Below are 12,824 nucleotides of genomic sequence, written 5' to 3' on the forward strand. Positions count from 1 at the left end.
TAATGGCGGTAGAGATGCTTCGGCAAGCTCAGCATGACGTTCCATTTAATGTAGACACCCCTACTTTCCCCATGCTCAATCAGGATTTCCTTACCCCGGCCCAAATCGTGGCCGAACTCGATAAATACATCATTGGCCAGCACGAGGCCAAGCGGCACGTGGCCATTGCGCTACGCAACCGCTGGCGCCGCCTGCACGCCTCCCTGGACATGCAGGCCGAGATTGTGCCGAACAATATTCTCATGATTGGGGCCACCGGCGTGGGCAAAACTGAAATAGCCCGCCGCCTGGCGCACCTGGCCGATGCCCCGTTTGTGAAAGTAGAAGCCAGCAAATTCACGGAAGTGGGCTACGTGGGCCGCGACGTGGAAAGCATGGTGCGCGACCTGGCCGAGCAAAGCGTGAGCCGCGTGAAGGCCCGCCGCCAGGAAGCCGTGAAAACCCAGGCCGCCGATGCCGTGGAAGAGTTGATTCTGGATGCCCTGATTCCGGCCATGCCCCGGCCCGCGGGCGCCAAGCCGGGCGTGGGTTTCGGCAGCGGCGGCACCGACGACGTGCCGCAATCCGACTCCGAGCTCAACGAGCGCACCCGCGAGCGGTTCCGCCAGAAGATTAAGAACGGCGAGCTGGAAGACCGCAAAATTGAGATTCAGGTGGCGCAGGCGGGCCCCAGCGTGGGCCTGATGGGCGCACCTCCCGGCATGGACGAAAGCACGCTTTCGGGCCTGCAGGACATGCTGGGCAACATGATGCCCAAGAAAACCCGCAAGCGAAAAGTGACCGTGGCCGAAGCCCGCAAGCTCCTGCTCGACGAGGAAGCGGCCAAGCTCATCGACATGGACGAGGTGAAGGACGAGGCCATTCGCCAGGCCGAAAACGCCGGCATCATCTTCATCGATGAAATAGACAAAGTGGCCAGCAGCGGCAGCAAAAGCGGTGGCGGCGGTCCCGACGTGAGCCGGCAGGGCGTGCAGCGCGACCTGCTGCCCATCGTGGAGGGCTCGGCCGTGAGCACCAAGTACGGCATCGTCAACACCGACCACATCCTGTTTATTGCCGCCGGCGCGTTCCACGTTAGCAAGCCCTCGGACCTGATTCCGGAACTGCAGGGGCGCTTTCCTATTCGCGTGGAGCTGCAGAGCCTCACCAAGGAAGACTTTTTCCGCATTCTCAAAGACCCCAAAAACGCCCTCACCAAGCAATATGAAGCCCTACTCAAAGCCGAGGAAGTAGAGCTCACCTTCGACGATGCCGCCCTGGAGCGCGTAGCCGAAATTGCTTCCGAGGTAAACGCGGAGGTCGAGAACATCGGGGCGCGCCGCCTGCACACGGTCATGAGCCGGCTGCTGAACGACATTCTCTACGACGTGCCCGACAAAATTGGCCCCAACGCCCGCATCCTCATCACCGCCGAGCTGGTGAACGAGCGGTTGAACGACATGGTGAAGAACCGCGATTTGAGCCAGTATATTCTGTAATCGGAACCTACCACTGCTACATAAAACTTATCCGAAAAGTATCCCGACTGTCATGCTGAGCTTCTTCAAGGGGGCATTTTTTGGATAGGTCCTTAAACAAAAAAATCCCCGGCCACTACTGGCCGGGGATTTTTTTGTTTAATCAATTGCTACAGTAACCTAGTAACCAGGGTTCTGCTCAATCAGATTGTTGGTGAGCTGTACCTCGCGCAACGGAATGGGGAAGAGGTTCCGGAACGTTTCAGCATAAGTCGGCAAAGCCGTCTGTATTCTGTTAGTGCGGCGCAAGTCTATCCAATAGAGGCCTTCGTAAGCAAATTCCAAGCGGCGCTGTAGCAGGATATCAGTGATGAGGGCTGCAGCAGTGGTGGCTGTGGTTGGAGCCAGGCCCGCCCGGGTGCGAATCATGTTGAGATTGGTGGTAGCCTCAGCCAAGGCACCGGTCTGAGCAGCTGCCTCCGCAATGGTAAGTACTACCTCGGCATAGCGAATCATGTTGAAACGGTCATCGCGGGTCGAAGTACGGTAATACTTCTGGGTAGTGCCGGGAGACAGGGTAAACGGAGCACCTGCCACGGTGATAGGCGTAGTGGCGGTTACAACGTTGATGGGACGGCGCAGGTCACCAGTTGGGTGGGCCGCGGCGATGGTAGTGCCTGGGTCAAATTCGTTGCGACCACCGGGAGCAGGATACCAAAAGAAAGCGTACGAGTTCTGGTCCGTGTTCGAGAAAAACAGCTGCCAGATAGCATCCGGCGCTGTGGTGCCGGTAGGTGCCGAAGTTGCAAAGCCTGCAATGGCAGGTACTTGCTTAGCAAACGACAGTGCTTCGGCATACTTGCGCTCCCGTAACTCGAACCGAGCCCGCAGAGCCAGGGCCGACGATTTGGTGAGGCGGTTGCTGCCAGAACCCGGCTGCAGGTTGGCGATGGCGAAGTCGAGGTCTGCCCGAATAGCGGCAGCCACTTCCACTTCTGAGGCGCGCGCAATGGCTTGGGTCTCTGGGCCAATGGCAGTAGTGGGAGCCAGGCGCAACGGCACCCCACGGCCACCGGTGAACCCGTAGCCCTGGGTGCTGCCGCCCCACAAGCCCAGCAGGTCCATGTAAGCTAAGGCGCGAATACCACGCGCCTGGGCTATGGTTGCTGCTTGCGGAAAAGCAGGGTCCGTAATTTTCTCGCTTTGCTGAATCAGGTAGTTAGCCCGGCTGATGGCCCGATAGATGGCGTTCCAGGTGTTGCCCACTTGGATGTTATCGGGCAGGGTCTGGTTTTGCCCGATTACCCCGTAGGTAGTAACAAAAGTGCCCACGTGGAGCATGTCTCCGGATATCAAATCAGAAATCGATGGAAACGACAGGCCGTAGTAGTCACCGGCCTGAAGTGCGTCGTATGTACCTAGCAAGCCGGCAGCAGCATCCTCCTTAGTTGAGAAGCCAGTATCTGAGCTTACACTGTTGAACGGCTCTACATTGACCGCTTTCTCACATGCTCCTACCGACAGACCCAAGCTCAGAAGCAGGGCCGAACGAGTAGCCAGCTGACGAAAATTCATTATTTGCATGATTATATAGAGTCAAGAAGATTAGAAGCCGAGCGTGACGCCACCGGTGATGGTGCGGGCCTGGGGGTAAGTGAAGAAGTCGGTACCCAGCGCGGTATTGGTGCCGCTAAAGGTGCTCACCTCCGGGTCGAGACCCGAATAGTTAGTGAAGGTCACTAAGTTCTGCGCCTGGGCGTAGATGCGAATCGTGCGGATGTGGGCACGGGTGGCCAGCGTTGTGGGCAGGGTGTAGCCCAAGGTCAAGCTCTTCAAGCGGGCATACGAGCCATCTTCCAGGAAGCGGTCCGAGGTACGGTTGTTCTGGTTCGGGTCCCCGAACACAGCACGGGGAATATTGGTGTTGGTGTTGGTGGGAGTCCAGCGGTTCAACACTTCTACGTCCTGGCTGTAAGTGGTGCTCATACCCTGGGTGAAGGCCTTCGAGTTGTTGTAAATCTTGTTGCCTACGTTGTATTGCAGGAACGCGCTCAGGTCGAAGCCCATGTAGCGGAAGGTGTTGGTGATGCCACCAAAGTACTTGGGCTGGGCGTTGCCCATGATTTGCTGGTCGTCGGCGGTAATGCGGCCGTCACCGTTAAGGTCTCTAAACTTGATGTCGCCGGGGCGGGTCAGGGCCGACTGGTAGCGAGCAGTTGTAGTACCGGTTTTGGCTTGGGCTTCGGTATCCAACTGGTTAATTTCCTCCTGAGTCTGGAAGATACGGTCAACACGGTAGCCATAGAAGGCACCCAGCGGCTGACCAACAATCAGGCGGCTGGCAAAACCTGCTGCCTGCCCCGTAGCGGCCAAGTCTGACAGCTTGGTCACCTTGTTGCGGTTGAAGCTGATGTTGAAGTTGGTTTCCCAGTTGAAGCCGGTGCCTTCGTTGCGGAAGTTCAGCGTCGTCAGAGCGAATTCGATGCCTTTGTTCTCGATGTTGCCAATGTTGGCACTGTAGCCCGTGAAGCCGGTATCAGCACCGAGGCGCTGATTCAGTAGCAGGTCATCCGTCTTGCGCTGGTAAACATCAGCCGAAATATAGAAGCGGTTCTGCAGGAAACCGAAGTCAATACCGGCGTTGGCCTGCCGGGTGCGCTCCCACTTCAAGTCGGGGTTGGCCAGCTGCGTGAGGGCCAGACCGCCTTGGTCAAGGTAGTTGGCACCGGGGCCAATCAGACCGCGCGAACCGAAGTTGGCAGTGGGCTGGTTGCCGGTTTCGCCGTAGCTACCGCGCACCTTCAGTTCGCTCATTACCGTCTGGTCTTTCAGGAAAGATTCATCCAGTACACGCCAGCCGGCCGATACCGCCGGGAAGTAGCCTACCTGGTTGTCCTTGCCAAAGCGCGATGACTGGTCGCGGCGAATAGAAGCACCGAGCAGGTAGCGGCCTTTAAACGAGTAGTCGACCTTCGCCAGGGTGCCAAACAATGCGTTACCCGTCGAACTGGTTGTTGCACTCGTTTTGTTGGCACCAGCCGAAAGCTCACGAATAGCGTTGCTGGGGAATCCAGTAGCTTGCGCAAACGTGGTGCTTTCCTTATCGCGCTGGAACTCGGCCACGAGCAGACCGCTAACGTTATGGTCATCAGCAAAAGTCTTCGAGTAGGAGAAGGCACTGATGTGGTTGTAGTTCAGGTCCTGCAAGGTGCCTACAGTAGCTTCACCGCTTACGGCAGCACCTGCGTTGGTTAGGGTCGAGTAGAACCGGTCATCGCGGCCATAGGTGAAATCCAAGCCAAAAGTAGCGCGGTACTTCAAGTTCTTGATGAATTCGAATTCAGCGAACTGACTGCCGATGAGACGGTTATTGGCGCTCCGGATAAACGGCTCTTTTGCTGCGGCAACGGGGTTCTCCAGGGAGCCGTCTTTGTAGTAAGTACCATCTGGGCGGTAGATGGGCAGGTCGCGGGCATACAGGCGAGCCGTCGTCAATACCCCGAAGATGCTGTTGTCGTTGTTGATACGGTTGTTCACGCTCTGGGTCAGGCCCAGGGAAGTACCCATGCGCACGTTGTCCGTCACTTTGTTGTCCAGAGTTACCCGAGCGCTGCCGCGGGCAAAGCCCGAGCCCACGATGGTGCCTTCCTGGTCAAAGTAGTTTAGAGCCACCCGGTAGCGGTTTGCATCAGTGCCACCCGAGAAGGTAAGACCGTAGTTGCTGATGGGAGCCGTGCGCAATACCTCTTTCACGTAGTCGGTGTTAGTAGAGGTGCTGGGGTCCTGGAATTGGCTGAGCGGGCGGATGAAGTTGCCTGCTGGGTCATTATAGGAAGATATGCCGTTGACGGTCGTGACACGCGAGGCTATCTGGTTATTGTATATGAAAGCTGCGGCGTCGGCGTTGGTGCGGAAAACCCTGGTGCCAACGGGAAAATTGCCATTGGCGTTAGCTGGAAAGCGGTTGGCGACTGCGTCCAGGAAGAGCTGCGTTTGCTGCTCGCCGGTGATTATTTCGGGGCGCTTCCACACCGATTGTGCACCGGTATAGTAGTCTACATCAATCCGGGCTTTGCCAGCCTTGCCACGCTTGGTGGTAATGAGCACCACGCCGTTTGAAGCCCGCGAGCCGTAGATAGCAGCCGAGGCGGCATCCTTCAGGACTTCGATGGATTCAATGTCGTTGGGGTTAATGTCGTTCAGGCCGTTGGTGCCCTGGTTGCCAGCACCCAACTGCGAAGTGTTACCCGTGTTTACTGGCAAGCCATCAACTACGTACAAAGGCTCATTGCTGGCGCCAATAGAAGCTGCGCCACGCACCCGCACGCTGATGCCCGAGCCCGGCGTGCCCGAACTCTGGGTTACCTGCACACCGGCTGCCCGGCCCTGTAGGGCCTGGTCTACACCAATGATGGGCTGGTCCTTAAAATCGGAAGCTTTTACCGAGGCGATGGAGCCGATAACGTCCCGACGCTCTTGTTGAGCACCGTAACCGGTTACCACTACTTCGGTCAGTTGCTTGGTGTCGGTTGCCAAAGCAACAGCGAACTGAGAATTTGAGCCAATAACCCGCTCTTGCGTGGTCATGCCTACCGAGCTGAACACCAGCGTGCCACCAGCCTCCGGAACTGTTAGGCTGAAAGCGCCATCAGCGTTAGAAGAAACACCGTTGGTGGTGCCTTTCAGCAGAACGGTCACGCCTGGTAAGCCACTGCCCGTAGATTGGTCGGTCACACGCCCGGTTATGGTCCGGGTTTGTGCCATCGCCCCCTGAAGGAGAGTAAACATGAGCACCAGACTCATGAGTATGATTTTTTTCATGGACAAAAGGTTAAAATAAAAAAGTTATGTGAGCATTGTGTTATCAAAAATAAGGCAAAAGACTTGAAACTGGGCAATAAAAACTTCATGTTACTTTAAAATTTAAATCTTTTGTTAAAAAATCAGTTAAATAATACAATTTACACAATGGAATAATAGAATAAGAGGCGAGTAATACGGCATAGTGTTAGATGCACATTTCATATAATATATACTAGATGCTTACGCATAAAAATTTGCGGATTGGTACGATACATAAGCAAGTATTAACGCCTGAAAAAATGTAGGGGTCAAGCATGGCTTCGTGTTCACATTGTTGACGGCAACACAGCGGAATTGGACACAACAAAAAAGCCTTCCTGACCATGCGGTCAGAAAGGCTTTTGAGACGGATGCAACGACAGTCGCTAAACTTAAGGAAAGCATCCGCTGATTAGCGGAACGCTAAACGAAAACTATTGAACAAGCACTGCGGTAAAGAAACGCCGCTCGGTTACACCGTTGCCGGTGGCGTCTACGGTGAGGGTGTAGGTGTTGGCCGGACGCGTCGAAGCGGTAGCTGTAGCACCCACGGGAGCCCCGTCGGCAGAAGCGCGCAGGCTATTGGCGGGGATGGTTACCGTGGCCACGCCATTGGTCACCGGGAAGGTGCCCAGATTGGCAGTTCTGACCGTGCCCGTGGTGTAGTTCGTTACGATGCTCACCGTGCTGGCGCCCGGGGCGCTAATCTTCAGCGTCAGGGTGCTGCCTATTTTATAGTCGGCAGTGGTTTTATCGATGGCATCATCGAACACAATGTTCATTTTGGGACCAACATTGAGATTGGGCTCATCTTTTTCGCAGCTGGCCAGGGTGAACAAGGCCAGCAGCAAAAACAACAGGTTTAAAGAGCTTTTTTTCATAAACAGGAAAATTAAAAAGGAGAAAAAAATCCGGAGGCGGCAGCCAGGCTTTCCCGCCTCCGGAAATTATCGGCTAGCGGCCGGGGTCCCAGAAAACGGTAGGAGCCGTCAGGTCGGGCCGGGCTGGCGTGTTGCCGGGGTTAGCAACGCGCTCCAGGTCGGGGTAGGGGAGTACGCGCAGTATCTGGGGCTGCAGGGCACCCACGGGCAGCGGCAGCACCGGGAAGCCCGTGCGCCGGTAGTCCGTCCAGGGCTCTACCGCTACACCGAAGTTAGCAATGAACTTCTCTTCAATAATCTGCTGAATGGCGTTGCCGGCCGTAAACACCGGGCGGGCCGCGATGTAGGCGGTGATGTCGGCAGCAGCTACGTTGGCCGAAGTCATCGAGGCCGTGATGCCAGCGTTGAACGACGTCCGGGCGAGGGTCAGGTTGCCGGTGCGGGCATAGTACTCGGCCAGAATGAAGTTATGCTCAGCGAAGGTAAGCATCCGGATGGGTGCCTCGCCGCTGTAGTCGTTGATGCCCGTGCCCGTGCGAGTGCCTCGCAGGTAGGTGCCCATGCGCGAAAAGCTAATGTTGGGAGCACCGGCAGCGCCGGTTCCGTTTTGAGCCCCTACGTAGGTAGTGCTACCTGCTGGGAAGGGAGTCAGGAAGGTGGCGCGACGAGGGTCGGCTTTGGCGTTCATCAACGTCACCAGCGTGGCGCTGGGGAAGAACGTGCTGGGGCGCGACTTCTCGAACTGGTCGATAGGGTTGTTCGCGTTTGCCGCGGCTTGGAAGTCCATTTGGAAATTGTCTGCATTGCTGGCCATCACCGGGCCCGCTGCCAAAACGGCCGCGAAGCTTGCATTGGACGTTTTAGACAACTTGGGGAAGGAGTGCAGGTACAAGCGCAGCTTCAGCGTGTTGGCAAACTTCTCCCACTTGGCTAAGTCGCCGGCGTAAATAAGGTCGTCGGAAGCCGGTTTGAAGGTCGAAGTCTTCTTCAGGTCCTCGATGCCCGAATTAATCAGCGCGATAATGCCGGTGTATACATCAGCCGAAGCATCGTACTTAGGCTGCAAGTTCTGGTCGAATTTGAGCGCTTCCGTAAATGGAATGTCGCCAAACGCATCCGTGGTCACGGAAAACAAGAAGCCCTGCATAATCTTGGCCACACCCGAGTAGGCAGGACTGGTAGCTTGAGACTGGTCTATCAGCTTCTGCAGGTCGGCCTGGGCCCCACCGTAGATGCCGCCCCGCCACGCGTTGTTGAGGTCGGTGGCCGTAATGTTGTAGCGGTCATATTCGGCCGTCTGAATGCCCGAGCCGCCCTGCCCGGCAAACTGCTGGGCGATGAGCGCGCTGTAGCGGTGCAGGTCCGACCCCATCAGAAAGCCAAGGTGCGCCTGGCCAGCTACCAGAACGTTGGCGGCCGGTGCTTCCAGAACCGCGTTAGGGTTCTGGTTAATATCTAAGAATTTGTCGCACGAGCTCAGGGCAAGCAGGCTTGCTACCAGTGCGAACGAAGTGGTCCGGTTATGAACTTTCATGATATAGAAGAAAGTAGAAATTAGAAAGTGAGCCGAATCGAACCGCCGTAGGTGCGCGACTGGGGCAGGGCGTTGAACTCCAGGCCTTGCGAGTTGCTTTGGCCCTGAGCGTTTACTTCGGGGTCAATGTGCGGGATGTTCGGGGCGTAGAGGAATACGTTGCGGGCGTTCAGGCCCAACTCTACACCACCCAGGAAAGTTCTATCGGTCAGCGTTTTTGGCAATGCATACGTCAGGGCCAATTCGCGCAGGCGAACCCACGAGCCGTCAAACACCACAAACTCAGCACGGCCAAAACCATACAGGTCGTCGAAATAGTTCTCAGCCGTAATCTGTACGTTGTTGGGACGGAACGAGCCGTCAGGATTGCGAATTACACCATCAATGATGTAAGTCTTATCGCGGTTGCCGGTCTCAACAGCCGCACCCTGGCGGCGAACGTCGCTGACGTTACGCGAAATGATGTCGCCACCATAACGAATATCGAGCAAGGTACTCAGGGTCAGGCCTTTGAAGGTGAAGTTGTTGGTGAGGCCACCCGTCCAATCTGGGTTGGGGTCGCCTATAATCTGGTTATCGGAGGCCAATACGGCGCGGCCTCTGTCCGTAAGCAAAAGACGTCCTTGGGGGCGTCCTTTGTCGTCTACGCTTTCGCGCTGGAACACGCTGCCGAAAATGACGCCGTAAGGCTGGCCGGCAATCAAACGGGTGCTAGGCGTTACAAAACCACCAAGGGTGATTTGAGTTACGCCGGGAGCCAGCTCCAATACCTTGTTGCGTACCCGCGAGAAGTTGAACGAGTTGCTGTAGGTGAAGTTGCTCAGCTTGACCGGAATGGTGCTAATCATGAGCTCAACGCCCTTAGCCTCCGACCTGCCGATGTTCTGGAAAGCATTGGTAAAGCCCGAAGCTGCGGCTACGGGCACCGCGAAAATGATGTCCTTGCTTTTCTGCTCGTAGTACGTGGCTTCCAAAGCCACGCGACCACCAAACAACCGCAAGTCCGTGCCCACCTCGTAGCTGGTCGTGAACTCAGGACCCAGATTGGCGTTGCCGCCTACGTTGTCCAGCGACTGACCCAACTGCCCACGAAAAGGGAAGTTCAAGAAGGGGCCGAAGCCGTCGGCCGGCGTGTTGGTGGAGGCGAAATACGTGTCGGTTGAATACGGATCAGCCTCGCGGCCTACGGTTGCCGCGGCGGCACGCAGTTTCACCAAGTTGATGAAGGTGCTTTCCTTCAGCGTGGGCAGCGCGTCGCTGAGCACAATGCTGGTCGAAACACCGGGGTAGAAGTAGCTGCGCTTGCTCTTGCCGAAGGTGGACGAGTAGTCATTCCGGCCCGTGAGGCCCAAAAAGGCAAACTCGCGGAAAGACAGCTGCAAGTCACCGTAGAAGCCTACCAAACGACGTTTATTGGTAGTAGCGAAAGGCTGGAAGGTTTTGGTGTTGGTGATGTTATCGAAGCCACGCACCTGAATATCGGTGCCCACGATGCCGATGTTAGTCGAAGCACGCTGGTTGATTTCGTTACCCACCAGCAGGCGCACCCCGAAGTCCTCGGTGATGTTGCGCTTCAAGGTCAGGTTCAGGTAAGAGCTGGTCTCAGTGCGGCTGAACGATTGGTCGAGAATGTTGCCCACTGCGCCACCGGCTCCGCCGGCAATGTTCGAACCACGGCTGTCGCGGGCGTTCACCGATTTGATGATTTGGTTGTAGGTGTCCGTACCGATTTTGTAGTCAACCGACAGCCAGTCCGTGAAGTCGTAACCAATGCTGGCATTGCCTACAATGCGGTTAATCTGGTCTTTGTAGGTGTTGTTTTTGATGGTCCACAAAGGGTTGTCATCGTTGCTGTACCATGTGTTGTCGGGACGAATGCCAAACACGGCGGCTCCCTGCTGGCCACCGTTGGGCAGTTCAAAGGGGTAGCGCTTCAGGTCGAAGGTGCGGGGCAGGAAGTACGTACGGAAGAACGGGTTCACCAAGGCGTTGCCCTGGGGCGTACGCTGCGAGCGGTTGTTGGTGTACACCATGTTCACTCCCGACCGCAGCTTCTCGGTGAGCTGAGCGGTACCGTTGAAGGTAAGCGTATTGCGCTGCAGCTCGTTGTTGTCCAGAATGCCCGTCTCGTTGAGGTTGCCATAAGCAGCGTAGTAGCGAGTCTTTTCGGTTGCCCCCGACAGGGCGATGTTGTTCTGGAAGTTGGAGCCGGTTTTGAAGACGTCCTTTACGTTGTCGGGCTGAATGGTCAGCACTTCGTCTTCGCCGCGGAAGTTCTTCACCGTCTGGCCCGTCACGAGGGGACCCCACGAGCCGTTGCTCAGGGGATTGAACTGCCCCAAGTTGCCCTGGCCGTAGGTGTTCTGGTATTCGGGCAGGCGGCCCACCTTCACGATGTTGTAGTTGGAGCTCACCGAAACGCTTTGCTTCTTGGTGCCCAGCGTAGCGCCTTTCTTGGTGGTAATCAGGATAGCGCCCGAAGCAGCCCGTGAGCCGTAGAGCACGGCAGCAGCCGGACCTTTCAGCACCGAAATGCTTTCCACGTCGTCTTGGTTGATGTCGATGGCACGGTTCGAGTTGGCCACACCGTTTTGCAGCGCGTTTCCGCCGCCGCCGTTGTCAATCGGAATACCGTCAACCACGAACAGCGGCTGGTTGCTGCCGGTGAACGTGGTCATGCCGCGAATGAAGATGCTGGACGAAGCGCCCACCATGCCGCTGGCACCCTGCACGCGCACGCCGGCAACTTTGGCCGTCAGCGAGTTGGAGATGTTGGTGGCACGGGCTTGAGTCAGCTCCTGGTTCTTTACCTCGGAAACCGAGAAACCCACCGCTTTTTTCTCCTGCTCACGGCCGAAGGCCGTTACCACCACTTCGCTTAGTTGTTTGGCGTCCTGGGCCAACGCAATAGCGAACTGCGATTCGGCGCCAATGGGCCGCTCCTGCGTGGCCATGCCAACCGAGCTGATTACCAATGACCCCCCGGTAGCAGGCACCGTCAGGGTAAACGAGCCATCTGCGTTACTGGATACCCCGTTGGTGGTACCCTTTTCCAGGATGGTCACGCCGGGTAGGCCATCACCGGTTTTTTGGTCGGTTACTCGCCCCGAAATGGTCCTTGTCTGCGCCAAAGCCCCCTGGAGGAAAGTAAACATGAGCACTAAGCTCATGAATAGAATTTTTTTCATGGAGTAAAAAAATGGGTGAAAGAAAAAAAAAGAAGTATCGACTTTACTTCTCAAAAATAGGGAACGTAGGCCACACTGTAAGCTAAATGTTGATTTTACGTAGTCCTAAACGCAATAAATTCGAAAAAAGCAGGCAAGTCTACACATTCTGAATGTCCAATTTACACCCTCTGATGCTTTTATGGGCGATGCTTAACTGCAGAATAACAGTTTGCTAGGCCTCAGCTTGCTAAATGCGCGGGGCCGTGACGGCGTGACGAGGAATATTTAGCCATTAGGTGGCCACCCGCTTGCATAAACCTAGGGGAATGCAGGATATTGCCTGCCTGGCCATCTCGAAGCCGTTGTTTGAAGCCCAAGAACCGTCAATGTTGCTGGGGCTTGAAAATAAGGTTTGCCAAGTATCCAAAGCGTTTTAATCCATTGCCGCAACCCCAGTGCCTGGTTGTGGAGGATGCGCCACAACTTGCCAATCGGTTACAAAGGCGTGTAGGGGAAGGGAGGCTGGTTGTTAATAAAGAAGGCATCCTGTCACAAATGCTTGGAAGCACCGTGGTTGTTGGTCTTACCGACGGGTTAGCTCAATCCTTGTGTCGTTACTACCCGCTGTCCATTGAACCTGGCAAGGGTAGCCCACTCCGGGATTATTGCCAAGGAATACAGTTGCAAGCTACTCCCAGGAAATCCTTGATGGCGATTGGGCTGCAACAAGTGCTTTGGTGCGGCTTTTACCTGAAGTGAAGTAGTTGGCCTGTAGAATTGAAAAGGTCCGGACTGGTGAAGACTTCGTTTCTGATAATCTATGCTGAAGGGTGCGCGAAGGAGGTTGTAGAGATAGGGCGCCCACTCCTTTCATTGTGTTGGCCGTCAACCGACATTAAATAGGAGTTGCATTTTCTAGCGAGTATGAGGTCTTGGTTCA

At 55.9% G+C, this 12,824-nt stretch carries 6 protein-coding genes; 1 reads left to right on the forward strand and 5 read right to left on the reverse strand.

Going from position 1 to position 12,824, the window contains the following annotated elements; translation table 11 throughout:
• Positions 1-71: 71 nt before the first annotated feature.
• The gene (gene hslU / locus BEN47_RS02390) at positions 72-1,478 is read left to right on the forward strand and encodes an ATP-dependent protease ATPase subunit HslU (protein WP_070724681.1); all 1,407 of its coding nucleotides are present in this window, start codon (positions 72-74) and stop codon (positions 1,476-1,478) included.
• 159 nt (positions 1,479-1,637) lie between these two features.
• On the opposite strand, the gene BEN47_RS02395 is transcribed toward hslU, so the two are convergent.
• The 5 genes from BEN47_RS02395 to BEN47_RS02415 form a co-directional block, all read right to left on the reverse strand.
• A complete protein-coding gene (locus BEN47_RS02395) occupies positions 1,638-2,813 on the reverse strand; it encodes a RagB/SusD family nutrient uptake outer membrane protein (RefSeq protein WP_158010807.1) in 1,176 nt (391 codons plus the stop codon).
• 249 nt (positions 2,814-3,062) lie between these two features.
• On the reverse strand, positions 3,063-6,278 hold the full coding sequence (locus BEN47_RS02400) for a SusC/RagA family TonB-linked outer membrane protein (protein ID WP_070724685.1): 3,216 nt from the start codon (positions 6,276-6,278) through the stop codon (positions 3,063-3,065).
• A 455-nt stretch (positions 6,279-6,733) separates the two neighbouring features.
• Positions 6,734-7,180, reverse strand: coding sequence for a hypothetical protein (locus tag BEN47_RS02405; protein WP_070724687.1), 447 nt, complete (start codon positions 7,178-7,180; stop codon positions 6,734-6,736).
• A gap of 73 nt (positions 7,181-7,253) precedes the next feature.
• Positions 7,254-8,714, reverse strand: coding sequence for a SusD/RagB family nutrient-binding outer membrane lipoprotein (locus BEN47_RS02410; RefSeq protein WP_070724689.1), 1,461 nt, complete (start codon positions 8,712-8,714; stop codon positions 7,254-7,256).
• A gap of 20 nt (positions 8,715-8,734) precedes the next feature.
• The gene (locus BEN47_RS02415; RefSeq protein ID WP_070724690.1) at positions 8,735-11,902 is read right to left on the reverse strand and encodes a SusC/RagA family TonB-linked outer membrane protein; all 3,168 of its coding nucleotides are present in this window, start codon (positions 11,900-11,902) and stop codon (positions 8,735-8,737) included.
• Positions 11,903-12,824: the final 922 nt, after the last annotated feature.

Origin of the sequence: Hymenobacter lapidarius (genome assembly GCF_001816145.1) — a bacterium.
Lineage (GTDB): Bacteria > Bacteroidota > Bacteroidia > Cytophagales > Hymenobacteraceae > Hymenobacter > Hymenobacter lapidarius.